This window comes from Corallococcus aberystwythensis, assembly GCF_003612165.1.
GTDB classification, from domain to species: Bacteria; Myxococcota; Myxococcia; order Myxococcales; family Myxococcaceae; genus Corallococcus; species Corallococcus aberystwythensis.
The window spans coordinates 1-24,591 of sequence record NZ_RAWK01000151.1; the positions used below are offsets into that span (position 1 = coordinate 1).

A 24,591-nucleotide genomic window follows, 5' to 3' on the forward strand; every position below is an offset into this window, starting at 1 on the left:
CCCCTCCACCGTCCGTTCCCGAACGCAGCGCGGGAGGCAAGGGCGCGATGCTGGTGGGCATTGGCATCCTGGCGTCGCGGCTGATGGGGCTCGTTCGCGAGCGGGTCTTCGCGCACTACCTGGGCAACGCGGAGGCCGCCGCCGTCTTCAAGGCCGCGCTGCGCATCCCCAACTTCCTCCAGAACCTCTTCGGCGAAGGCGTGCTGTCCGGCTCCTTCATCCCCGTCTACGCCCAGCTGCTGGGCAAGAAGGACGCGGACGAGGCGGACCGGGTCGCGGGCGCGGTGTTCGGGCTCCTGGCCCTGGCCACGGGCGTGATGGTGGCGCTGGGCATGCTGGCCACGCCGCTGTTCGTGGACCTCATCGCGCCGGGCTTCGAGGGCGGCGAGCGCGACCTGGCCGTGCGGCTGGTGCGCATCCTCTTTCCCGGCACGGGCTTCCTCGTCCTGAGCGCGTGGTGCCTGGGCATCCTCAACAGCCACCGGCGCTTCCTGCTGTCCTACCTGGCGCCCGTGGTGTGGAACATCGTCATCATCGCCACGCTGCTGGTGATGGGCGGCCAGTATACGGCCGGGGGGCGCGCCGCGGAGGAGGCCCTGACGGAGTGGCTGGCCTACGGCGTGGTGCTGGGCAGCTTCCTCCAGTTCGCGGTGCAGGTGCCCACGGTGATGCGCCTGCTGGGCCACTTCCGCCCGGTGGTGTCGCTGGCGAGCGCGTCGGTGCGCCAGGTGCTGAAGAACTTCGGCCCGGTGGTGCTGGGGCGCGGCGTGGTGCAGTTCAGCGCGTGGGTGGACACCGCCTTCGCGTCGCTCATCTCCAACCGCGCGCTGTCCTCGCTGCTCTACGCGCAGACCATCTACCTCATCCCGGTGAGCCTCTTCGGCATGGCGGTGTCCGCCGCGGAACTGCCGGAGATGGCGCGCGCCACGGCGGACGGGGAGGCCCAGGCGCATGAGAAGCTGCGCGGCCGCATCGACGCGGGCTCGCGGCGCATCGCCTTCTGGGTGGTGCCGTCCGCCGCCGCGCTCCTCTTCCTGGGGGACCTGGTCAGTGGCGCGCTCCTGCAGACGGGCCGCTTCGGCGCGGCGGACTCGCGCTACCTCTGGTACCTGCTGATGGGCGCGTCGGTGGGCCTGGTGGCGTCCACCGTGGGCCGGCTCTACGCGTCCGCCTTCTACGCGCTGAAGGATCCGAAGACGCCCCTGCGCTACGCCATCGTGCGCGTGGCCCTGGGCACCGTGAAGGCGTATTTCCTGGCGCTGTGGCTGCCGGAGCGGCTGGGCTTCCCCCGGGAGCTGGGCGCGGCCTTCCTCACCCTGTCCAGCGGCATCGTGGCCTGGGTGGAGACCACGCTCCTGCGCCGCAAGCTGCGCTCCATGGTGGGGCCCGTGGGCCTGCCTTCGGGGCTGCTGCCCCGGCTGTACGGCGCGGCGGTGGTGGGCGGGCTCGTGGCGTTGGCCGTCAAACAGGGACTCACCGGCCTCCTGGGCCCCATGCCCGGGGTGGGCGTGGAGTGGGGCGGGGCGCTGCTGGTGCCGCCCCGGCTGCACCCGGTGCTGGGGCTCCTGGCGACGGCGATTCCTTTCGGAGTCGTCTACTTCGCGGTGTCCGCCGCCCTGGGCGTTCCAGAGGCGGGCGCCGTCTTCCGCAAGGTGGGCCGGAAGCTGGGGCTCGCCCGGTAGACGCGGCGCGGCGCCCGGCGGGACGGCTGCCTTCCAGGCGGTGGTGGGGGGCCCGAACGGAATGCAGGACAGGCCCCTTTGCGTTGCGATAGGAGGCCGAATTTTAGGGGGATGGCCGCATGCGGCTTCCTCCGGGCATGGCGCGCGTGTAGAGTGCGCCGCCTTTTTCAAGGGCCCCGACTTCAAGGAAGTCCCGGGCCGAAATCGTCAACGGAAGGTCTCGGCAGTGAGCGACGAGAAGAGCGGCGGTAATTCGGGCGGTCCTGGCGGTTTCGGTCCCAAGAAGCCGAAGGCCACGTTTGGCGACGTGATGCTGGGCATCCCTTCGGGGGGCCAGGGCAACGAGCGCGGCGGTGGCCGTGGCGGTGGCGGCCGCGACGAGAAGAGCGGCCCTGGCCGCGGTGAGCGAGGTCCGCGCGACGCCCAGTCGCAGCCCCGTCCCCAGGGCGACGCGCCCCGCGGTGGCGGCGACCGCGGCGGTGGCCGTGGCGGCGAGCGCCGGGGTGGCAGCGGGGGCGGCGAGCGCCGTCCCTCCGGCCCCATGGTGGTCGTGAAGCGGGCCTCGGGCTCCATCGAGACGCGCGCCTTGGAGGGTGAGAAGCCCGCCGAGGCGACCGCGACCGCGGAGCAGACGGGCGCGGATGCGCAGGCCTCCGCGGCCTCCACTCCGGCCCCGACGCCGCGTCCGGTGACGCCGGCTCCCGCGCCCCCCAGCCCCCTGTACGAGGAGGTCCCGGAGACGGAGTCCTTCGCGGACATGTTCGAGGCGCAGGTCAAGGACGGCGGGGCTCCTGGCCGCCGTGGCGTGCGCCTTGGCGAGAAGGTCGCCGGCACCATCTTCCAGCTGGGCGCGGACACCGCGTTCGTGTCGCTGGACGGCTCGGCGAAGTCCGAGGCGATGATCGAGCTGCGCGAGCTCAAGGACGACGAGGGCATCCTGCGCTTCGGCGTGGGTGACCGCCTGGAGGCGCACGTCGTGGAGATGGGTGCCCGGGGCATCCTGCTCAGCCGCGCGCTGGCCAAGGGCAACGCGTCCTTCGCGATGCTCGCGGAGGCCCGCGCCTCCGGCATGCCGGTGGAAGGCATGGTCCTCAGCGTGAACAAGGGCGGCGTGGAAGTCGCCATCGGTGACACGCGCGCCTTCTGCCCCATCAGCCAGCTGGACATCCGCTTCGTGGAGAAGCCGGATCAGTTCATCGGCGAGAAGCTCCAGTTCCGCGTGACCGAAGTGCGCGACCGCAACGTGGTGCTGTCGCGCCGCTCGCTGCTGGAGGATGAGCAGCGCCGGCTGGCCACGGAGACGCGCAAGAACCTGGCCGTGGGCAAGACGGTCAAGGGCAAGGTCTCCGGCGTGCGCGACTTCGGCGTGTTCGTGGACCTGGGCGGCGTCGAGGGCATGGTCCCCGTCTCCGAGCTCTCCTACACGCGCGTCGGGCATCCCAGCGACGTGGTGAAGCAGGGCGACGAGGTGGAGGTCGAGATCATCCGCATGGAGGAGGGCCAGCCCAACTCCCCGGACAAGGCCAAGCAGAAGGAGCGCATCACCCTGTCGCTGCGTTCGCGCCAGGAGGATCCGTTCAAGAAGGCCCTGGAGGAGATCAAGGAGGGCGACCGCATGCAGGGCAAGGTCGTCCGGCTCCAGCCCTTCGGCGCGTTCGTGGAGCTGCGCCCGGGCGTGGACGGCCTGGTGCACATCTCCGCGCTGAGCGACCGGCGCATCGCGCACCCGCGCGACGCGGTGAAGGAAGGCGAGGTCATCTGGGTCTCCGTCGAGAAGATCGACCCCAATGACAAGCGCATCGGCCTGCGCCGCATCTCCGAGGAGGAGGCCCAGCGTCCTCCCGAGGAGCGTGCCGCGCAGCAGGCCCAGGCCGCATCGGCTCCCAAGGAGCCCGCGGCGCCCCGTCCCAAGGTGGGCGCGGTCGTCACCGGCAAGGTGGACCGGCTGGAGCCCTACGGCGTGTTCCTCGCGTTCCCGGGCGGCAAGGGCCTCATCCCGGCCAGCGAGACGGGCACGGACCGCGGCACGGACATGCGCAAGCACTTCAGCATCGGGCAGGAGCTGAAGGTGGCGATCATCGACATCGACGCCTCCGGGAAGATCCGCCTGTCCATCCCCGGCGCCATCCGCGCGGAGGAGCGCGCCGAAGTGGAGGCCTGGCAGAAGACGCAGCAGCCGCAGGGCAGTGGCAAGAAGGGCTTCGGCACCTTCGCGGATCTGCTCAGCAAGCTGGGCAAGTAGTGGCGTCACGCCTTCTCGGCGCTCGTCGCGACAATGCGAAGGGGCGCCGAGATAGGTGTTGACGGTAGCGAGAGGCTTCGGTACTTACCCTCTCGTTCTCGCCGCGGGGTGGAGCAGCCTGGTAGCTCGTCGGGCTCATAACCCGAAGGTCGCAGGTTCAAATCCTGCCCCCGCAACTTGAAGAGCCCGGGGTCGAAATGAAAGTTTCGACCCCGGGTGTTCAAAGCGAGAATGGCAGTACCGCGTCACGGTGACGCGGGGTGGAGCAGCCTGGTAGCTCGTCGGGCTCATAACCCGAAGGTCGCAGGTTCAAATCCTGCCCCCGCAACTCTGAGAGGGCCCCGGTGGAAACGCCGGGGCCCTTTCGCTTTTTGCGCGCCTGCCTACTTCGCCCTGGAGTCGCGCCGGGCAGGGCGCCACGCCTCCACTGGCAGCAGCGGGTGCTCCTCGAAGTGGCTGCGCGCCGTGCGGACGAACGCGCCCACGTTCGCGGAGGCGCTCCGGCGCCCGGGGTAGATGACGCTCACCGGGACCGGTGGCGGCGCGAACGCCCCGAGGAGCAGCACCAACCGCCCCGCGAGCACGGCGTCCGCCACCTGGTACGAGAGCATGCGCGCGATGCCGAGACCTCGATCCGCGGCCGCGATGGCCGCATCGGCGTTGTTGAGGATGAGCCGGGGCTGGACGCGGACCGGCTTCTCCCTCTCGCCGAAGCGCCACTCGTTCGTCGCGTCGAGGTTCTCGAAGGCGATCAGCTCATGGCGGATCAGCTCCGTGGGCGATTGGGGCGTGCCTTTTCGTTTCAGATAGTGCGGGCTCGCCACGAGGACGCGCCGGACGGTGCCGACCTTGAGGGCAATCAGCCCGCTGTCCTTCAGGTCCCCCAGGCGGACGGCCGCGTCGATGCCTTCTTCCACGAGGTGCTCGTTCCGGTCCGACAGGTGCAACCGGATGGACAGCGCCGGATGCGCGGCGAGCAGCTTCTGGACCAGCGGCAGGACATGGAGCCGCCCGAAGACGATGGGCGCCGAAAGGCTGAGCTCGCCTCGCGGTTCGGCATCCTCCCCCCGGACACGGCGGTCGGCCTCGTCCAGGTCCTCGAGCAGCCGCTGACATCTCTCCAGATAGACCTGGCCCCGTTCGGTGAGGCGCACGGAGCGAGTCGTGCGGACGAGGAGCGCGAGGCCGAGCCGCTCCTCGAGCTGGGCGATGGCCCGGGTCGCCACGGAAGGGGAGATGCGGAGCTTGCGAGACGCGCCCGAGAAGCTTCCCTGCCTGGCGACGGCGACGAATGTCCGAAGCGTGAAGAGCTGGTCCATGATTCTTGTGAATTTGGCAATGAAGCGTTGTCAGTCCGCCTGATTATTCCACAGGCCCGGGTGGCTATACGTGGTGCATCGGCAATTCCGCCGTGTTGCATCCGGGAGTCACCATGGGCCGCTTCGCCAAACTCGCCTTCACGCCCGCGGCCAAGGCGCTCCAGGAGCAGTTCGGGAGCCGCGCGGCCTATGCCCGCATGGAGCGCACTGGAGACGCACCGGATGTGCTCACGTCGGATGAGGCGGAGTTCCTCTCCCAGCGCGACAGCTTCTACATGTCGAGCATCGGCGCGAATGGCTGGCCCTACATCCAGCACCGGGGCGGTCCCCAGGGATTCGTTCGTGTGCTGGACCCACACACCATCGGCTTCGCGGACTACCGGGGGAACAAGCAGTACATCTCCGCGGGCAACGTCAGCGAGAACGACCGGGTCGCGCTCATCTTCGTGGACTACCCGAACCGTGCGCGCCTGAAGGTCCTGGCGCGTGCGTCCGTCATCACTCGCGAAACGGACGCTGCCACTCTGGAGCGCCTGGCGGTTCCTGGATACGGCGCGAAGGTGGAGCGCGGCTTCGTGCTCCGGGTCGAAGGGTTCGACTGGAACTGTCCCCAGCACATCACGCCCCGGTTCACCGAGGCCGAAATCGACTCGGCGATGCGCCCGATGGTGACCGAGCTCGACACGCTCCGCGCCGAAAACCGGACCCTGCGCGAAGAGCTGGAGCGCTTGAAGCGGTCTCCGGTTTGACCCTGGACCTACGGTTGGGTAGGTTACGGTCCGGTAGGTTTGACCATGGAGGTGCGAGCCATGAGCAGCCAGTCGCCGGGTGCACTGAAGAACGCGGAGGCTCTGCGGGGTGCCAGCCGCCTCGCGGTGCAGGCCACCCGGGGTGTGATGGGGCTGGTCGAGGAGATGCACTGCACCATCGCCAGCGGGCCGTCCGTGCTGGGCAGGCCGCTGGAGCGCCCGGCTCGGGCCGTGACGGGGTGGATCTACTCGACGCTCCAGGGCATCACCGGCCACATCGGGGCGGGGCTCGATGCCGTGCTCGCTCAGCTCTCTCCATGGCTGGGCGACAGCTCCCCGGGACCCCAGCGCGAGGCGGTGGTCTCCGCGCTGAACGGGGTGCTGGGGGACGTGTTGGAAGCGCAGGGCAACCCGCTCGCCATCCCGATGGCGTTCCGGGTCCAAGGCCAGTCGCTACGCCTGGAGCCGGACGCCTTGCGTGAAGCCTTCCCGCAGGCAGGAAGCCGGCTGCTCGTGCTGATCCATGGCTCGTCGATGAACGACCTCCAGTGGAGCCGGCGGGGGCATGACCATGGCGCGGCGCTGGCGCGTGACCTCGGCTGCACGCCGGTCTACCTCCACTACAACAGCGGCCTGCACATCTCCCGGAACGGGCGTGCGTTCTCGGAGCTGCTGGAACAGCTCGTCGCCTGTTGGCCCGTGCCGCTCGAGTCGTTGACCCTCATGGGTCACAGCATGGGCGGCCTCGTGGCGCGGAGCGCGTGTCTCGCGGCGGAGGCGTCGGGTCAGGGCTGGCGGTCATTGCTGCGCGGGCTCGTCTGCCTCGGTTCGCCCCATCACGGCTCACCGCTGGAGCGCGGTGGAAGCTGGGTGGACGTGCTGCTGGAGGTCAGTCCGTACAGCGCTCCGTTCGCGCGCCTGGGCCGGATCCGGAGTGCCGGGGTGACGGACCTGCGCTTCGGCAATGTCCTCGATGCGCACTGGGAGGGACGCGAGCGCTTCGGCTGGGGTGGAGATGTCCGTCGCGGTCTGGCGCTGCCGGAGGGCGTGGCGTGCTACGCGGTCGCCGCGACCACCGCGAAGGCGCTGGCGGAGCGGCTGCCCGGGGATGGGCTGGTCCCGGTGGACAGCGCGCTCGGGCGGCATGCGCAGCCAGAGCTGACGCTGCGGTTTCCGGAAGCGAACCAGCGCATCATCCCGGGCGCGAACCACCTGGACCTGCTCGACCACCCGGAGGTCTACGCCACGCTTCGCACGTGGCTCGATCCCTGATTGAACCCGTGCGTTACAAGGGCTGGACGTGGTCCGCAATGCGGCCCGTGGAGAGCAACTCTCGCAGCTCATCGGCCATGCGGTCGCCCTCGGTGAGCACCTGCTTCCACGCGCGGATGCGATCCTCGTCCTTCATGCCCGTGAAGTCGGAACGGTCCGGGATGCGTCCACCGGGCAGCCGCGCCAGATGCGCGGGCGACGGCGTGATGATCAGCGCACGGCGGAAGTTGAGCGGCCCCGCGCGGCGCCACTTGAGCGACTTGTCGAACCAGCCGGGCACGACGTACGGGTAGAAGTGCGGATAGAGCACCAGCCCGTTGCCCGTGCCGTAGTCGACGTCCAGATGATAGTCGACGACGCCTCCGTCCCGGTACGTACCCGCAGGCGCACCGGGGATGTCGTGCACACCCGCGAGCACCATGGGGATGGAGCCGGAGGCGATGAGCGCCGGACGCAGGTTGTCGCGGGTGAGGGGGCGATGGACGGACGGAAGGTCCTTGAGCCCGGCGAACGGACTGGTGTCCCCAGCGGTGTGGAAGATCACGCGCTCCATCTGGAAGCGGAGCGTCCGGCGGCTCACCGCGTTCGCCAGCGCGCCCAGCACGAAGCCCGCGAGCTGCATGCCGGATTGCTCCACCGCCAGCAATCCCTTGCACCGGGTCGTCACCACATGCAGCCGTGCCCACGGGTGCGCGAGGATCTGCTCCGCGCCATCCGGTCCCAGGAGTGATTCCAGCACCGTGGCGCTCACCTCGCTGACCAGTGAAGGAGGCGGCTTGGGTGGGTAGCGCTGTTCCAGGTACGCGTGCGCGAAGCGCCGGAGCGCGGCCACCGGATCCTTCTGCGCCAGGCACGCGAGCCGCCAGCTCCCGATGGAACTTCCGATGAGATGCAGCGGCCGGGCACGCGGCTGCTGGAGAAACTCGCCGAACAGCACGCGGTCGATTCCCTCCAGTCCCAGCCACTTGGGTCCTCCGGAAGCGCCCGGAAGGATGTCCACGTCCTCCGCACGCAGCCCGCGTTCCCGGAGGATGTGCAGGGCGTCGGGGCCCGCAAGCAAGGTCAAGCTCTGGCTCATCGCGGGCACGGACCCTACCAGTCCAGTGCGAGCGGGAGATCAGCGCTCGTCGTCCGGACGATCCGGATCCAACGGATGGAGTGTCACCACCTGGTGTCCGTCATGGTCCGGATCACTGCGCGCCTTCTCCAGTTCCTCCGGAGTCCGCGGCGCCCGCTCGGAAAACGCGTCGTTCTCGAGGTGGCGCTGGCGCTGCTCACTGGTCGAGCCGTAACCCTCCAACTTCTTGCCCGCCATGGTCGTGCTCCCTCGTGAAGGTGAACCACAAGGGTTGCGATGGCGGCCGGTGGGCGCAAGCGGTGGTCTGCCCGGGCGGCCCCTTGCTCCAGGAGCGGGGCTTCGCCGAGCGCCTATTCCTCCAGCGTTCCCACGGAAGGGGACGTGCCGTCGCGCTCGCGTTGGGCCTCCAGGTAGGCGGAGAAGCCCGCCTTGGACTGGATGCGGAAGACTGGGAGGCGGGCGAGCACCTCTTCCGCGAAGGCGTACTGCTCACAGACCAGGCTTGCGCGCAGCGCACCTTCCTGGCCGCCAGTGAAGGGCAGCACTTCATGCTGGAGGTTGCCCCGGAAGTGGACCAGCAGGCCCGGCTTGGGCCGCACCTCGCCCTGGAGCTGGTTGTCGCGCAGCAGCCGCAGCGCTCCTCCCCGCACGCCCTGCGGCACCCTCAGGTACAGCACGCTCACGTGCTCAGGCGTCGCATCCGGAACGCCGCTGGGTTCCTGCAACGTCGCGTCGATGTGACGTCCCACCGGCGTGCCCGCGTCCAGCAGCAGCAGGTTCAAGTAGAACGCATTGGGACGTGGGCGCGTGTCACGGCCGCCGAACCAGCGCTGCGTCCACGGCAACAACCCGCGTGCATTGTCGTCATCGAGGATGCGGCGGAGGTAGACGGACAGGAACGGGAAGCGCGTCTCCAACGTCGCCCGGCCCTCCCGCGTGAAGATGAACGCGAAGCCCCGGCTTGCGCGGAACGTGCCCATCAACGGACTGCGCGCGACGAAGCGGGAGCCGAGCAGGGCATCCCCCAGCGCCTCCAGCTCGGAGCGGGGCAGGGCGTCGCGGTGGGTGACGTACTCGGGCACGGAGCGAACGCTAGCGCCTTCCCGGGGCGCGAGAGAGGCGATCCGCCACCGCTCGCCTCCTTCCCGGCCGGGCTGCTGCTACACGGACGCCTGCTTCACGCCGCCCTTCGACTTGCCCAGCATGTGGAGCAGCGCCTTCTCCGAGCAGTGCATGCCATCACCCGCGCTCGCCGCCAGCTCGTCCACGGACTTGAAGTAGCGGTCCACCACCTGGCCCCGCTCGAAGAGCACCAGCACGGACGGGTAGATGTATGACGCCTTCGCGACCGCGGGCGTGTTGCCCAGCTGCTCGGAGGCCTCGCGCACCGCGGCCACCATGCTCTTCTTGAGCACGGTCTTCTTCACCGGACCGGCGTCGCCTTCCTCCTTCACGCGCTCGCGGGCCCTCGCCAGCGCGCAGGCGCAGATGAGCGTGCCCGCCCAGGTACGGAAGTCCTTCGCGCTGTAGCCCGGGCCCATCACCTGCTGGATGTACTCGTTGATGTGCCGGCGCCGCACGTCCACCACCGCGCCGTCGTCGAGCACGAACTTGAAGACGTCCCGCCCGGGCACCTTCAACAGCTGCCGCACGAGCGTCGCCACGCGCCGGTCCTTGAGCTCACGGTGCTGCCGCACGCCGGACTTGCCCGGGTAGTCGAACACCACCGTGTCGCCATTCACCTTCACGTGCCGCGCGCGCAGCGTGGCCAGCCCGAAGCTGCCGTGCTCCTCCGCGTAGCGCTCGCTGCCCGGGCGGATGAAGCAGGTGCCCAGGATGCGCAGCATCCCCGCGAGCACCCGATCCTTGCCCAGGCCCCGCCTGCTCAAGTCCTTGTGCACCTGCCGCCGCATCTTCGGCAGCGCCTGCGCGAAGCCCACGATGCGCTGGTACTTCGCGTCGCGCTGCTTCTGCGTGTGCGCCTCGCTGTAGCGGTACTGCCAGCGGCCCGCGCCGTCCTTCCCCACGGCCTGGAGCCGCGCGGAGGCCTTGGGCGAAATGGCCACGTCCGTCCAGGCGGGCGGCAGCCGCAGCGCGTCGATGCGCTCACGCTCCGCTTGGGACACCGCCCGGCCCTTCGCATCCACGTAGCGGAAGCCGCGCTTCATCGTCCCCAGCCGCCGGTGGCCGTCCTGCCGCAGCCGCTCCAGCTGCGTCATCCCCCTCCGGCTCACGGATGGGGGGCGCTCGGTTTCTGAGACGGCGGCATGAGAGGGCATCGCCTCCCTGTAGTGCGCAGTCCACGCCGGGGCGGCAATCCGGTTGCCCCCTGGCGGCATGGAGGGCAGGCAGCCGGAAAAGCCCAGGGTGGCATTTTCGGATATGGCTGCAGTCGTTTAGAGTTCGTTGTGACTCCCACCTCTCAATTTATTCCCGAGGCATGACGACCTTCCTCGCCGCCCTGCTGGCGTTCCCGACCGCGATCTTCACCATCCTCCTGGGGGTGGTGCTGGCGTACTGGCTGTGTGTCATCGCCGGCGCGGCGGGCATCGACCTGCTCGACGGCGACGTGAACCTGGAGGGCGGCGCCAAGGCGATGGGCGGCGCGTTCGAGGGCGGCGCCAAGGCAGTGGGCGGCGCGTTCGAGGGCGGCGCCAAGGCGACGTCGGGACTGCTGGAAGGCGGCGCGAAGGCCGTCGGCGGCCATGACGTTGGCCACGCGGGCCACTCGCACCTGCACGACGCGGAGGCCGCCACGGGGCTGCTCGCGGCGCTGGGCTTCGGCGGCATCCCTGTCACGGTGTCGGTGAGCCTGGTGGTGTTCCTCTCCTGGTCGCTGTCGCTGCTCAGCGGTCAGGCCACGCACGCGGCGCTCTCCGTGCTGCCCTCGTGGCTCGTGAGCACGGGCCTGGGCCTTGTCTGCGCGGCGGCGGGCACCCTCGCGGGTGGGCTCGCGGTGCGGCCCCTGCGCCCCATCTTCATCGCCAGGCGCGCGCCGGGCCGCGAGGCGCTGATGGGCCGCGTGTGCACCATCTCCAGCGGCAGCGTGACGACGAAGGACGGTCACGCCACCTTCGACGACGGGGCCGCGGGCCTCATCCTCAACGTCTTCTGTGACAAGCCCAACCAGCTCAAGCGCGGCCAGCCGGCACTCATCCTCGGCTACGACGCGGAGCGGGGCATCTACGAGGTGGAGCCGGTGGACTGGCTCCTCCCGCAGGAAATGGAGCAACTGCGGGATCCGCTGACGGCAGCGGCCATCGCGCGGGCCCGCTCTCAGCGATGAACATTGGCGTCCGCCGGCACCTGCCGGATGGGCGCGACAATCGGCACCGGGTGGCTTTCGCGGGGGACCCCGAGTGCTTGGAACAAGGCCCGCCCAACGGACTTCTCAGGATAGGCCATGGATCCCATCAGCATTGCGGCAATCATCGGCGGCGGCATCATCATCCTCTTCGGCATCTTCGTCAGCGTGGCGAAGTTCTACCGCCAGGTGGATCAGGGCAAGGTGCTCATCGTCAACACCCTGAAGACCGAGCCCACGGTCACCTTCACCGGCTCCGTGGTGCTGCCCATCGTCCACCGCGCGGAGGTGATGGACATCTCGCTGAAGACGGTTGAAATCGACCGCCGCGGCAAGGAAGGCCTCATCTGCCAGGACAACATCCGCGCGGACATCAAGGTCACCTTCTTCGTGCGCGTGAACAAGACGCGTGAAGACGTGCTCAAGGTGGCCCAGTCCATCGGCTGCGCGCGCGCCTCCGACCAGGAGACCCTGGAGAACCTCTTCGAGGCCAAGTTCTCCGAGGCCCTCAAGACGGTAGGCAAGTCCTTCAACTTCGAGCAGCTCTACACCAAGCGCGACGAGATCAAGGACAAGGTCGTCGAGACCATTGGCCGCGACCTCAACGGCTACATGCTGGAGGACTGCGCCATCGACTTCCTCGAGCAGACCCCGGTGGAGATGCTCGACAAGGACAACATCCTGGACGCCCAGGGCATCCGGAAGATCACCCAGCTGACCACCGAGCAGAACGTCTTCACCAACGAGCTGCGCCAGTCCGAGCGCATGGCGGTGACGAAGCGCAACGTGGAAGCCGACGAGGCCATCTTCGCCCTCGAGCGTCAGCGTGAAGAGGCGGCCGCCAAGCAGCGCCGCGAGATCGACATCATCCAGGCGCGTGAGACGGCCGAGGCCGACCGCGTGAAGAGCGAGGAGTTCGCCAAGGCGCAGCTGGCGCGCATCAAGGCGGAAGAAGAGATCGCCATCAACGAGGAGAACAAGCAGCGCCAGGTGCAGGTGGCCCAGAAGAACCGCGAGCGCGTGGTGGGCGTGGAGACCGAGCGCGTGGAGAAGGATCGCGCCCTGGAGGCCATCAACCGCGAGCGTGAGACGGAGCTGCAGCGCATCGCGAAGGAGAAGGCGCTGGAGACGGAGAAGAAGGCCATCGCCGACGTCGTCCGCGCCCGCATCGCGGTGGAGAAGACCGTCGCCCAGGAAGAGGAGAACATCAAGGACCTGCGCGTGACGGCGGACGCCAACCGCACCAAGGCGGCGGTCATCATCACCGCCCAGGCGCACGCGGAAGAGGCGTCCGTGAAGGACATCACGGCCGCGGACGCGAGCGCGAAGATCGCCGTGTTCCTCGCCAAGGAGAAGCTGACCCTGGCCGAGGCCGACCTGGAGGCCGCCGACAAGCAGGCCAAGGCGAAGATCCGGCTGGCCGAGGGCATCCAGGCCGAGTCCGCCGCGGCGGGCCTGGCCAGCGTGCGCGTGCGTGAGGCGGACGCGGTTGCCACGGAGAAGGTGGGCATGGCGCAGGTGCGCGTGAAGGAGGCCGAGGCCTCCGTCATCGAGAAGCAGGGCCAGGCGCAGGCGTCCGCGGTGCGCGAGAAGCTGCTCGCCGAGGCCGCGGGCTCCGAGCAGAAGGGCCTGGCGAACGCCCGCGTGCAGGAAGCCGAAGCCACCGCCATCCACAAGCGCGGCGAGGCGGAGGCTTTCGCCACGCGCGAGAAGCTGCTCGCCGAGGCCAACGCCATCCAGGAGAAGCTGATGGCCGAGGCCCGGGGCCTGTCGGAGAAGGCCACCGCGATGAAGGCCCTGGACGGCGTGGGCCGCGAGCACGAGGAGTACCGCCTGCGCCTCCAGAAGGAGCGCGACGTGGAGCTGGCCGCCATCAACGTGCGCAAGGACATCGCGCAGGCCCAGGCCTCCGTGCTGGCCCAGGCGTTCAGCAACGCGAAGTTCCAGATCGTCGGCGGCGACGGGAAGTTCTTCGAGAACTTCATCAAGGCCGTGTCCTTCGGCAGCTCGGTGGACGGCGCGCTGGACCACGGCGAGTCCTTGAAGAAGGCGCTCGGTGGCTACCTCAACGGTGAGAAGGACCTGCCGGCGGACCTGAAGGAGATCCTCTCCAAGCCGGGCCTCAGCAACGACGCGCAGAACCTGGCCGTCGCGGCGCTGCTCAACCGCATGTCGGTGAGCCCCACGGAGACCACCGCCGCCGGCATCAAGGCGCTGGTGCAGACGGAAGCCGCGGCCCTCGTGCAGAAGCAGCAGGGCTGAAAGCCTCTCCGCCAATCGCAATCCCTTCTTCGGTGAACATCCATGGCAACTGACAGCACCAAGACCCCGGGCACCCAGGTGCCCGGGGGCGAGGCGACGCTGGAGGGCGGCAGCTACGAGGTCATCCGTGCGCGCCTCCTCTCCCAGGCGGACGCGCTGGCGACCCAGGCGAACGGCCTCAACGGGCGGCGCAAGGCGCTGTTCGGTGGCACGGAGCTCACCGTCATTGGCAACGAGCGGGTACGCACGGAGAACAACTGCGTCCCCCGCGACATCGTCAGCGTCGGGAAGTACCTCCTCTTCGGCTACAACGTCTTCATCGGCCTGAAGAAGGAGACGAACGTCTCGGACGTCTTCTCGCTGCACCGCTTCGAGAAGACGGCCGAGGGCTTCGATTTGTCCGCCGTGCCTCCCACGGAGGCCGGCGGCTTCCTCGCGGACCCCCGGTTCGTGAAGGACTTCGGCGAGCTGTACAAGTACTACAAGGACGCGAAGCTGCTGCAGTTGCGGCGGCGGGACTCGCGCCTGCTCGCGGTGTTCCAGACGGGCCTGTCCGCGCGCGACCTCAAGGTCTTCCGCTTCAGCGTGGACGTGGAGGGCCGCGCCACCTACGTGGACAACCAGGGTGAGCGCGACCACGTCTACCCGCCGTCCCACGACTTCGAGTGGACGGTGGCCTCGCGCGAGCAGTACGTGCTGGGCCAGCACCCGCACGTCAACGTGCTGGATCAGGTCTTCGTGGAGACGGTGAAGGGCGACCTCACCGTGAAGGTGGAGAACAACACCGCCACCGGCCGGGGCATCTACAGCGAGCCGGTGGAGGACGCGGACCAGTCGCTGGACGACGCGGAGTTCGCCTGGACGCAGGTGGGCGGGCTCATCCTCCTGCGCATCCTTCCGTTCCGGGAGAAGGCGTACCGCTACCTCGTCTTCAACGCGCGCACCCAGCACGTGGTGCGCATCGACGCCATTGGCCAGTCCTGCGTGCGGTTGCCGGAGGATCAGGGCATCGTCTTCCCGGGCGGCTACTACCTCCAGACGGGCGACTACAAGGTCTTCGAGGGCGCGTCGGAAGGGATGGAGTTCCACCAGGCGGTGCGCTCGCCCAACGGGGAGGACGTGCTCTACGTCTTCCACCGCCGGGACGAGGGCGCCTACGTGCTCTTCCCGTACAACCTGGTGCGCAAGGAGGTGCAGACGCCGCTGCAGGCGCACGGCATGAGCCTCTTCGCGGACGGCGGGCTGGTGGTGTTCCGCGCCACGTCGCAGGAGCCCACCCGCGTGCACCCCATGCAGGTGTGGCAGACGCCGTTCGTCTCCGACGAGCACGCGGCGAAGCTGCCGCCCGCGCCGGGCTACCTGGGCAAGGTGGGCAACGCGGAGCTGGTGCGCGGCATCAGCGACGCGCTGACGCTGCCGCGCGTGGCGAAGACGGACAAGCCCACGCGCCGCACCTACGAGGACCTGGTCTCCGCGGCCACGCGCGCGCTGGACGCGTACTACTGGCTGTCCCACGCGGAAGTGGGGCTCCAGGAGCCCATCGAGCAGCTGCGCCGCACCTCCGAGCTCATCATCGATGAGTTCGAGAAGGTCCTTGCGATGCGCAAGCGCGCGGAGGAGTCACTCGCGCAGGCCACGCAGGCGCAGGAGGCGCTGCTGCTCAACGCGCAGCCGGACGGGCTCACGGACGCCGAGGGCTTCATGCGCGCGCTCGCGGACCTGCGCCGGCACCGCGGGCACCTGATTACCCTGAAGGACGTCCGCTACATGGACCTGGGGCACGTGGACGCCCTGGAGCAGGCGGTGGTGGCCGCGTCCGACGCGGTGAGCACCGCGTGCGTGGACTTCCTCCAGAAGGGTGAAGCGCTCCAGCCCCTGGCCTCGCGGCTGGACGGGCTGATGGAGCGGCTGGAGCCGCTGACCACCACCGCGGACCTGGCCCCGCTGGCCGAGGACGTGGAGCGCACCGGCCAGGGCCTGGAGGTCCTGGGCGAGGTGGTGGGCGGGCTCCAGGTGGGCGACCCGCTGGCTCGCGCCCGGATTCTTGAAGGCATCTCCGAGCTGTTCAGCCGCTTGAACCGCGTGCGCGCGGGGCTCCTGGCGAAGCGCAAGGAGCTGTCCGGCAAGGAGAAGCGCGCGGAGTTCGGCGCGCAGTTCAAGCTGCTGGGGCAGAGCATCGAGAACGCGCTGTCGCAGGCGGACTCGCCGGAGAAGTGCGACGAGGCGCTCTCCAAGCTCACCGTGCTGCTGGAGGAGCTGGAGGGCCGCTTCGGCGAGTTCGACGAGTTCCTGGGGCAGATCACCCAGAAGCGCGAGGAGCTGCTGGAGGCCTTCGGCGCGCGCAAGCAGGCGCTGGTGGACGAGCGCCAGCGCCGGGCTTCCGGCCTCTTCGGCGCGGCGGAGCGCATCCTCCAGGGCGTGCAGCGCCGGGCGAAGTCGTTCAAGGCGGACGACGAGCTCAACGCCTACTTCGCGTCCGACGCGATGATCCTCAAGCTGCGGCAGCTGGCGGAACAGCTGCTGGCGCTCCAGGACAGCGTGCGCGCGGACGAAGTGCTGTCGCGGGTGAAGTCCGCGAAGCAGGACGCCCTGCGCGCGCTGCGCGACAAGCAGGACCTGTTCGAGGGCGGTGAAGGCCTCATCAAGCTGGGGCCCTATCGCTTCCACGTCAACACCCAGCCGCTGGAGCTGACGCTGGTGCCGCGCGACGGCGCGCTGTACCTCCAGCTCACCGGCTCCGACTACACGCAGAAGCTGGAGGACCCGGAGCTCTTGAAGTACCGCGAGCTCTGGGACCAGCACCTGGTCTCCGAGACGCGCGACGTGTACCGCGCGGAGTACCTGGCCGCCGGGCTGCTGATGGACGCGGAGGAGGGGAAGGGCGGCCTCACGTTGGCGGCGCTGTACGAGGCCGGCGCGCAGGGGCACCTGCTGGAGCGCGTGCGCGCACACGCGGCGGACCGCTTCGACGAGGGCTACGAGCGCGGCGTGCACGACGCGGACGCGGCGGCCCTCCTGGAGAAGCTGCTCGCGCTGCACCAGGGCGCGGGCCTCCTGCGCTTCGCTCCCGCCCCGCGTGCCTGGGCCGCGCTCTACTGGGCGTTCGACGGCGACGACGTGCTCCGGGGCGTGTTCCACCGGCGCGCCCGGAGCCTCGCGCGGCTGCGGCAGGCGTTCGACATCGGCTCGGACCTGGTGGCGCTGGGAGACGAGCTGGGGGAGCGCGTGCTCGCGTTCCTGAAGAGCCATGGCCTCGCGGCTTCGCCCGCGGAGGGCCGGCAGGCGGGCCGCTACCTCGTGGAGGAGCTGGCGGTGGACCGCCCGCGCTTCACCACCAGCCGCGAGGCGCTGGCGCTCAAGGACGCGTTCCTCGCGCACCTGGACCGCCACGGTTCGCGCACCGCGTTCGACGACGACCTGCGCGGCCTGGAGAAGAACCTGCCGGAGCGCCTGCGCATCGCGCGCGCCTGGGTGGATGCGTTCCTCGCCCGTCGTGAAGGCGGCCCGGGCGAGGCGGCCCACGTCGCGCTGGAATCGGCTGTCGTGCTCCTCACGGAGCGCAAGCTGGACCGGGAGACGGCGGGTGCCATCACCGCCACGGAGGCCACGGGCCTCCTGGGCAGCCACCCGCGCGTCCAGGACCGCAAGCTGGCCCTGCGCCTGGACGAGTTCCTGGCGCGGCTGGGCGAGTTCCGCCAGCTGCGCGTGCCCGCGTACGTGGCCTACCGCGCGTACCTGCGCGACCTGCTGGACCGCGAGCGGCGCAAGCTGCGGCTGGAGGAGCTGACGCCCAAGGTGCTCACGAGCTTCGTGCGCAACCGGCTCATCGACGAGGTGTACCTGCCGCTCATCGGCGCGAACCTGGCCAAGCAGCTGGGCGCGGCGGGCGAGGGCAAGCGCACGGACCGCATGGGCATGCTGCTGCTCATGTCGCCGCCGGGCTACGGCAAGACGACGCTGATGGAGTACGTGGCCAGCCGCCTGGGCCTCACCTTCGTGAAGGTGAACGGGCCGGCGCTGGGCCACTCCGTGAAGTCGTTGGACCCGTCGGAGGCGCCCAACGCCACCGCGCGGCAGGAGGTGGAGCGCATCAACCTGTCCTTCGAGATGGGCAACAACGTGATGCTCTACCTCGACGACATCCAGCACACGGACCCGGAGCTGCTCCAGAAGTTCATCTCCCTGTGCGACGGCCAGCGCCGCGTGGAGGGTGTCTGGAATGGCCAGACGCGCACGTACGACCTGCGCGGCAAGAAGTTCTGCGTGGTGATGGCCGGCAACCCGTACACGGAGACGGGCGAGCGCTTCCGCATCCCGGACATGCTCGCGAACCGCGCGGACACGTACAACCTGGGTGACATCCTGGACGGCAAGGAGGAGCTGTTCGCCCTCAGCTATCTGGAGAACTCGCTCACCTCCAACCCGGTGCTGGCGCCGCTGGCCACGCGCGACCCGCAGGACGTGCACCGCCTCATCCGGATGGCCAAGGGCGAGGACGTCCCTTCCGGCGAGCTGAAGCACGGCTACGCGGCGGCGGAGCTCCAGGAGATCATCGCCGTCTTCCAGCGGCTGTTCCGCGTGCAGCAGGTGCTGCTCAAGGTGAACCTCCAGTACATCGCGTCCGCCGCGCAGGACGAGCGCTTCCGCACGGAGCCGCCGTTCAAGCTGCAGGGCAGCTACCGCAACATGGGCAAGCTGGCGGAGAAGGTCGTCTCCGCGATGACGGACGACGAGCTGGAGCGCCGCATCGACGACCACTACCAGGGCGAATCCCAGACGCTCACCACCGCGGCGGAGCAGAACCTGCTCAAGCTCCAGGAGATGCGTGGGCGCCTGACGCCGGAGAAGGCGAAGCGCTGGGAGGAGATCAAGCAGGGCTTCGCCCGCGTGAAGCGCATGGGGGGCAAGGAGGACGACCCCGTGGCGCGCGTCACCGGACAGCTGGGCGCCATCGAGGAACAGCTGGGCTCCGTGCGCGACGCGGTGGTGCAGGCCGCCGCGCAGGCGAACGCGCCGAGCGACGAAACGCCCGTGGCCCCGCACCTGGAGGCCCTGCGCGAGGCCGTGCTGGAGGTGGCCCGCGTGGGCCGCGAGGCCGCCCAGAAGCCGCCCGCCCCGGTGCAGGTGTCCCTCCCGGCAGCGCCGCAGGCCGCCCCCGCGCCCCAGACAACGGACCTGGCCCCGTACCTGAAGCACATGGCGCAGCTGCTCAAGGCCCTGACGGAACGCGTGGCCGCCCAGGCGGAGGCGCCCACGCTGCGCAACGCGCCCATGCCCCAGGCGGCCGCGCCGGACTTCGGTCCGTACATGGCGCAGCTGTCCAAGGCCATCACGGCGCTGGCGGACCGGCCGGTGTCCGTGTCCCTGCCTTCCCCCGCGGAGTCGCTCCAGCGCGCCGCGAACGGCCCGTCACCGGCGGAGCTGAGCCGGCAGATCGAGCTGGTGGAGGGCGCGCTGCTGCCGCTGGAGCGCGCGGCCCGCCGCAACGTGCAGGGTGAAGGCGAGGGCATCAAGGCGCTCCAGGTCTGGCAGGGCGTCACCGAGGCCCTGGAGCTCCTTCGCGGCATGCTGCGCCGCTAGAGGTCAGCGTGGGAGGGATTGCGAATCCCTCTCACTTCTGGGGCGCGAACTGCGCAGCCCCGTCCACGGCATCGTCGTCCAGCACCTTCTCCAGCGAGTCGACGAGCTGCTGGCCGTCCGTGGCGGTGACGCGCAGCTGGAAGCGGCCCTCACCGATGCCCTCGAAGACGAAGTAGTTGTAGCTCTCGCGCTCCAGCGCCTTCCAGTCGCCGTCGCGCTTCCACTCCAGCTTCTTGATGGGCAGCCGGTGGTTGCGCACCTGGATGGCGGCCCACCACGGATTGCTGCCGTTCTTGAAGTGGTACTTCACCGGGCCGGCCACGTCGCAGGACACCGGCGTCCAGGTGATGTCCACCCGGCCGTCCTTCGCCTCCGCCACCTTGTCGAAGGCCTCGCGCGACAGGTCCAGGTGGCCCTTATCGCAGTCGGGGCACTGGTCCACGATGCGCACGCGCACGCTGCCCTTGGGGCCGACGACGTCCACGCACTCGCCGCAGACCGCGCTGTTGTCGTACTGCGCCTGGTTCATCGCGGCCACCATCAGGTCGCCGCCGCGCTCGAAGGAACAGTTGCCGCTCCCGTCGGCGTCGTAGAAGGTCGCAATCCCTTTCTGCTCGGAGCCCAGGCTCACGCCGCCACCGGAGGCAGAATCCCCGCATGCCCCACAGGCAAGCGTGGCCAGGATCAATACCAGCGCGGACTTCCACGAAGCGGGTCGGTTCATACCGCGCACTATACACGCGTCTCTCTGCGTCAAGGACAGACAGGACTCTCCGTATTGGTTCTACCAGGCGGGCTTGTTAGCGTCCGGGCCTTCCTCCCTCCCCAAAATCGGAAAGGAATTCCCATGATGAACAAACTGACGTCCGTTGTGTGTCTGGGTTCTGCCCTCGTTGTCTCCGCCTGTGGCGGTCCGGAGCAGGAGGACGGCGTGGAGCTCGCGCAGCAGAGCGCGCGGCTGACGACGGCGTCCTCGCAGGGCTGTGACTACGAAGCGACCACGGTGCAGATCACCACCTCGCCTCCGCAGTACAACATCGTGATCACCCGCACGGGCGGCGCCAGCTGCACCCTGACGACGGGCGCTTCGCAGGTCATCCAGACCGTCCCGCTGAACACGCCGGGCACGGTGTCCCTGGTCGGTGGAAGCCTGGGGCTCGCGGTGGGCTTCACGATGAAGAACGGCTGGAGCGGCTCGGCCGCCACCGTCATGGCCGTGCGCGCGGTGGACCCCACGACGCTCTCCACCACGCGCAACGGGGACATCTACTGCGACTACATGACGGGCAGCATCTTGACGGGCAGCATCGGCCTCAGCAGCACCGGGACCAACCTGAGCGTCTCCGGCACCAAGGCGTGCAAGATCAACGGCCGGTCGGGGACCTACTGGTACGGGACCTTCACCGACTTCTTCACCACCACCACGGCGCCGGTCATCAGCGTCATCTGAAGCACCCCTGAAAAAGCCCTGCCCGCCACCGGCTCATCCCGGTGGCGGGCAGGGCCCCCCTTGCTGCGCGTCTCCCCGGTGAATCGTGCTGGGGCCTTTTTAGTTGCCGCGAGCGGACGCGGTGGTCAGCGCGCGGGCCTGGCCGATGAGGCGGACGAACTCGGTGCGGTCGGAGTCACCGCCCACGGCGCCCTCCGCCAGCTTCTGCGTGGTGGCCAGGCTCCAGCCCTCGGCGGCGGGCGCGGCGCGGAGGATGTCCGCGGTGGCGGCCACGGCCACGGCGAAGCGGAAGTCGGCGGTCGCGGCCTCCATGGACGGCTTCAGGTTGGCGCGGGTGAGCGGGAAGGCCTGCTCCTTGGCCTCCGTGCCGTTGGGCGCCTTGGCGCGGATGCGCACCGTGGCCAGCTCCTGCGGCGCGTCGCCAGCGAGCTCCACTTCGTACAGCGCCGTCACGGTGTGGCCCGCGCCAATCTCGCCCGCGTCCACCTTGTCATCGCGGAAGTCCTTGTCCGCGATGTCGCGGTTCTCGTAGCCCATCAGGCGGTAGCGGCTGACGGCCTTCGGGTTGAACTCCACCTGGAACTTCACGTCCTTCGCGATGACCTCCAGCGTGCCGGTGAGCTGCGTCTCGAAGACCTTGCGCGCCTCCTTCATGCTGTCCACGTAGAAGCTGTTGCCGTTGCCCTTGTCCGCCAGCTGCTCCATCAGCGAGTCGTGGTAGTTGCCCATGCCGAAGCCCACCGTGGTGAGGGTGACGCCCTCAGACACGTACTTCTCGATGCTGGACAGCATGGCCTTCGGGCTCAGGTTGGGGCCGATGTTGGCGTCGCCGTCCGTGAGCACCACCACGCGGGACACCACGCTGCCCGAGGCCTTCTTCACCGCGTGCTTGTAGGCCGTCTCCATGCCGGAGCCCATGGCCGTGCCGCCGCCCGCGACCAGCGTGTCCAGCGCCGCGTGGATCTTCTTCACGTCCGTGGCGGGCGTGGGGGCCAGCACGTCCCGCGTGGAGCCCGCGTAGGTGACGAGCGCCACGGTGTCGTTCTCGTTGAGGTTCTTCACCGCGACCTTGATGGACTCGATGGCCAGGGGCAGCTTGTCCGACGACGCCATGGAGCCGCTGGTGTCCACCAGGAACACCAGGTGCGCGGGCTTGCGCTGGGAGCGGGAGACGACCTTGCCCTGCACGCCCACGCGCACGAACTGGCGGCGCGCGTTGAAGGGCGAGGGCGCGCCCTCCAGGTGCACCGTGAAGGCGCCGTCCTCCGGCGGGGCGTAGCGGTACTTGAAGTAGTTGACGAACTCCTCCACGCGCACCGCCTGGGTGGGCGGCAGCTGGCCCTGCTGCAGGTAGCGCCGCGCCATGGAGTAGGAGGCCGTGTCCACGTCCGCCGCGAAGGTGGACAGCGCGTCCTTCGCCGTCTCCGTGAAGGCGTTGGGCTTGTAGGCCTCGAAGGTGTTGCCGCCCTCGGAGAGGCTCTTGTCGTCGGCCAGCTCCTTCTTGGACTTCTCCATGGGCTGCTGGAGCGCGAGCGGGGCGCTTGCAACCCCATGGCCACCCGCGCCCACGCCCGACGCGCCCAACGCCCCCTTCGCCGGAGCCGCGCGGCGCATCTCTGGCGCCGGGGCCATGAGCGCGGCAGGGGCCTCGGACGGGGCCGGGGCGTAGGCCTCCGACTCGGCGGCGGTTGCCCGCGCGGCGGCGGCATCACGGCGCTTCCCAGCCGGCTCGGAGGCCGGGGTGGAAGGGGGCGGGGGCGCGGCGCGGACAAAACGGTCGGCCTCGTCCTTGGGGGCGCTCTGGGTGGTCGCGACGGCCTGGGGGCGCAGCTCGCCGCGCGCGGACAGGCCCTGCGCCGGCTCCCTGGAGGAGCACGCGCTCACGAGGCTGGCGCAGAGGAGGGCACCACTGACGAAGGACACGCGGCGCTTCGAGAAGAACGGGGACATGGCGGCTCCGGGACAGCGGGAGGAAGTCAGCGTGCCCCTGGAAACGGACGACCTCCGGAATGGGTTTATCCGGTGAATTTTTCCCGGGCCCGCCCGTGGCCCGCGCTTGCGTAGGGTGACCCCTTTTGCGACGGTCCCCGGCCATGGAGACGACACGACCGTTCCGGATTCTGGGCATCCAGCAGATCGCCATCGGGGGGCTCGACAAGGGCGCCCTGCGCAAGCTGTGGGTGGACACGCTGGGCCTGACGGCCCACGGCACCTACCGCAGCGACAAGGAGAACGTGGACGAGGACATCGTCGTGGCGGGCGCGGGCCCCTTCAAGGTGGAGGTGGACTTGATGCAGCCCGTCAACCCCGACGGCCGTCCCAAGGTGCACGACCCCGCGCTCAACCACGTGGGGCTGTGGGTGGACGACCTGGCGGTGGCCGTCAAGTGGCTGGAAGGGCAGGGCATGCGCTTCACGCCCGGCGGCATCCGCAAGGGCGCCGCGGGCTTCGACGTGTGCTTCATCCACCCGAAGGCGAGTGATCAGTTCCCGCTGAGCGGCGAGGGCGTGCTGATTGAGCTGGTGCAGGCCCCGCCGGAGATCATCCGCGCCTTCGAACAGGCCGCAGCCAGCGCGGCGCACTGAGCAGCCACTGGCCCGCGCGCGTGAAGGCCTTCTTCACCGCGCGCTCCACCGGATCCCACGCGAGGCACAGCACGAACGTGCACGCGATGAGCAGCGCGAGCAGGCCCGCGTACTTCAGCCACCCGCTGGAGTCGCCCCACACCTTCTGGAACGAGAAGACGCCGAAGACGCGGTAGTACAGCAGCATCTCGTGGAAGAAGTACGCGGACAGCGACGAGGTGCCGAACACCTCCAGGAAGCGCCGCGCGCGTGAAGGCTTCGCGTCTGGCGCCATCCGGCCCTCCACCCAGAGCATCACCCACAGCACCGCGCAGACCCACATGAAGCGGGTGGCGGAGTTGGACGGGTTGGTGACGAAGAAGCGGTGCGGCGGGTAGAGCTCACTGAGCACGCGCGGCATCAGCGTCCCCAGGAGCCCCAGCGCGATGAGGAAGCCCAGGGCCTTGGCCAGCCCCTTGCGGCCCCACGCGCCCGCGACGCAGCCCGCGAAGGCGCCCAGCCACGCGAAGCCCACCCAGGGCACCATCGGGAAGGGCGCCCAGGAGGACTTGCGCAGGAACGACGCCCAGGGCTCGCCCGCGGAGTCGCTGAAGGGCGCCAGCGCGAACGCCACCATCGCCAGCACGAACGCGGTGCCCGCGAGCACGCGAGGCCGTGAGGCCAGCAGCGCGGCCATGGGCAGGGTGATCAGCAGGCACAGGCCCACGCAGTGGAGGATGTCCAGACGCAAGAGCCACACGGGCTCGGTGCGGATGGGGAACCACACGGCATTGACGAGCGCGGCGACCGCGAACACCTCCGCGATGCGGCGCAGGTTGCGGGGCACTCGCTCGTTCAGCACGCCCGCGGCGGCGCTGCGCACCATGAGCAGCGCCAGCGCGAACCCTGCGGAGAAGATGAACGCGGGGGCCACCAGGCCGTCGACCTTGAGCAGCCGGCCGGTCCACTCGCTCTTGCGCAGCTCGGGGGTGAGCAGCACGAGCGAATGGGTCTGGATCATCACGAGGACGGAGAGGCCGCGCAGCCAGTCGATGGCGCGCACGCGCTCGCGGGAGACAGGGGCGGCGG

General features: G+C 69.6%; 17 protein-coding genes and 2 tRNA genes. 11 read left to right on the forward strand and 8 right to left on the reverse strand.

Going from position 1 to position 24,591, the window contains the following annotated elements; all coding sequences use genetic code 11:
* The 4 genes from murJ to D7W81_RS24025 form a co-directional block, all read left to right on the forward strand.
* The coding region (murJ, locus tag D7W81_RS24010) for a murein biosynthesis integral membrane protein MurJ (protein WP_244227386.1) at positions 1 to 1,682 on the forward strand (1,682 nt) is incomplete at its 5' end.
* Positions 1,683 to 1,908: 226 nt separating this feature from the next.
* Positions 1,909 to 3,924, forward strand: a complete 2,016-nt coding sequence (locus D7W81_RS24015; protein WP_120557723.1) for a S1 RNA-binding domain-containing protein — start codon at positions 1,909 to 1,911, stop codon at positions 3,922 to 3,924.
* 102 nt (positions 3,925 to 4,026) lie between these two features.
* A tRNA-Met gene (locus D7W81_RS24020) sits at positions 4,027 to 4,100 on the forward strand.
* 78 nt (positions 4,101 to 4,178) lie between these two features.
* Positions 4,179 to 4,252: transfer RNA gene (locus D7W81_RS24025), tRNA-Met, on the forward strand.
* 55 nt (positions 4,253 to 4,307) lie between these two features.
* Here the strand turns inward: D7W81_RS24025 and D7W81_RS24030 are convergent.
* On the reverse strand, positions 4,308 to 5,243 hold the full coding sequence (locus D7W81_RS24030) for a LysR family transcriptional regulator (RefSeq protein WP_120557724.1): 936 nt from the start codon (positions 5,241 to 5,243) through the stop codon (positions 4,308 to 4,310).
* A gap of 113 nt (positions 5,244 to 5,356) precedes the next feature.
* Here D7W81_RS24030 and D7W81_RS24035 point away from each other — a divergent pair, with 113 nt between their 5' ends.
* Entirely contained in the window at positions 5,357 to 5,992 is a 636-nt protein-coding gene (locus tag D7W81_RS24035; RefSeq protein ID WP_120557725.1) for a pyridoxamine 5'-phosphate oxidase family protein, read from the forward strand.
* 60 nt (positions 5,993 to 6,052) lie between these two features.
* Positions 6,053 to 7,264, forward strand: coding sequence for a lipase family alpha/beta hydrolase (locus D7W81_RS24040; protein WP_120557726.1), 1,212 nt, complete (start codon positions 6,053 to 6,055; stop codon positions 7,262 to 7,264).
* Between the two features lie 13 nt (positions 7,265 to 7,277).
* Here D7W81_RS24040 and D7W81_RS24045 read toward each other — a convergent pair whose 3' ends face one another.
* The 4 genes from D7W81_RS24045 to D7W81_RS24060 form a co-directional block, all read right to left on the reverse strand.
* A complete protein-coding gene (locus D7W81_RS24045; protein ID WP_244227387.1) occupies positions 7,278 to 8,330 on the reverse strand; it encodes a patatin-like phospholipase family protein in 1,053 nt (350 codons plus the stop codon).
* Positions 8,331 to 8,381: 51 nt separating this feature from the next.
* Positions 8,382 to 8,579, reverse strand: coding sequence for a hypothetical protein (locus tag D7W81_RS24050; protein ID WP_120557728.1), 198 nt, complete (start codon positions 8,577 to 8,579; stop codon positions 8,382 to 8,384).
* A gap of 113 nt (positions 8,580 to 8,692) precedes the next feature.
* Complete coding sequence (locus D7W81_RS24055) at positions 8,693 to 9,424, reverse strand: 2OG-Fe(II) oxygenase (protein WP_120557729.1); 732 nt, start codon at positions 9,422 to 9,424, stop codon at positions 8,693 to 8,695.
* Positions 9,425 to 9,502: 78 nt separating this feature from the next.
* Positions 9,503 to 10,561: a DNA topoisomerase IB gene (locus D7W81_RS24060; RefSeq protein WP_120557730.1), complete on the reverse strand. Its 1,059-nt coding sequence runs from the start codon at positions 10,559 to 10,561 to the stop codon at positions 9,503 to 9,505.
* A gap of 221 nt (positions 10,562 to 10,782) precedes the next feature.
* Here D7W81_RS24060 and D7W81_RS24065 point away from each other — a divergent pair, with 221 nt between their 5' ends.
* The 3 genes from D7W81_RS24065 (at position 10,783) to D7W81_RS24075 (ending at position 19,488) form a co-directional block, all read left to right on the forward strand.
* A complete protein-coding gene (locus D7W81_RS24065; protein ID WP_120557731.1) occupies positions 10,783 to 11,628 on the forward strand; it encodes a hypothetical protein in 846 nt (281 codons plus the stop codon).
* 117 nt (positions 11,629 to 11,745) lie between these two features.
* A complete protein-coding gene (locus tag D7W81_RS24070) occupies positions 11,746 to 13,908 on the forward strand; it encodes a flotillin family protein (protein ID WP_120557732.1) in 2,163 nt (720 codons plus the stop codon).
* A 42-nt stretch (positions 13,909 to 13,950) separates the two neighbouring features.
* Positions 13,951 to 19,488, forward strand: a complete 5,538-nt coding sequence (locus D7W81_RS24075; RefSeq protein ID WP_120557733.1) for a DNA repair ATPase — start codon at positions 13,951 to 13,953, stop codon at positions 19,486 to 19,488.
* Positions 19,489 to 19,519: 31 nt separating this feature from the next.
* On the opposite strand, the gene D7W81_RS24080 is transcribed toward D7W81_RS24075, so the two are convergent.
* The gene (locus tag D7W81_RS24080) at positions 19,520 to 20,119 is read right to left on the reverse strand and encodes an expansin EXLX1 family cellulose-binding protein (RefSeq protein ID WP_244227388.1); all 600 of its coding nucleotides are present in this window, start codon (positions 20,117 to 20,119) and stop codon (positions 19,520 to 19,522) included.
* Positions 20,120 to 20,335: 216 nt separating this feature from the next.
* Here D7W81_RS24080 and D7W81_RS24085 point away from each other — a divergent pair, with 216 nt between their 5' ends.
* Positions 20,336 to 20,938: a hypothetical protein gene (locus tag D7W81_RS24085; protein WP_120557735.1), complete on the forward strand. Its 603-nt coding sequence runs from the start codon at positions 20,336 to 20,338 to the stop codon at positions 20,936 to 20,938.
* Between the two features lie 99 nt (positions 20,939 to 21,037).
* Here D7W81_RS24085 and D7W81_RS24090 read toward each other — a convergent pair whose 3' ends face one another.
* On the reverse strand, positions 21,038 to 22,888 hold the full coding sequence (locus D7W81_RS24090; RefSeq protein ID WP_120557736.1) for a vWA domain-containing protein: 1,851 nt from the start codon (positions 22,886 to 22,888) through the stop codon (positions 21,038 to 21,040).
* 143 nt (positions 22,889 to 23,031) lie between these two features.
* Between D7W81_RS24090 and D7W81_RS24095 the strand changes: the two genes are divergently transcribed.
* Positions 23,032 to 23,523: a VOC family protein gene (locus D7W81_RS24095; RefSeq protein WP_120557737.1), complete on the forward strand. Its 492-nt coding sequence runs from the start codon at positions 23,032 to 23,034 to the stop codon at positions 23,521 to 23,523.
* Here D7W81_RS24095 and D7W81_RS24100 read toward each other — a convergent pair.
* Positions 23,480 to 24,591, reverse strand: a 1,112-nt coding sequence (locus D7W81_RS24100; protein WP_120557738.1) for a heparan-alpha-glucosaminide N-acetyltransferase domain-containing protein, incomplete at its 5' end; no start/stop codon positions are given. The two genes, D7W81_RS24095 and D7W81_RS24100, sit on opposite strands and share 44 nt — an antisense overlap.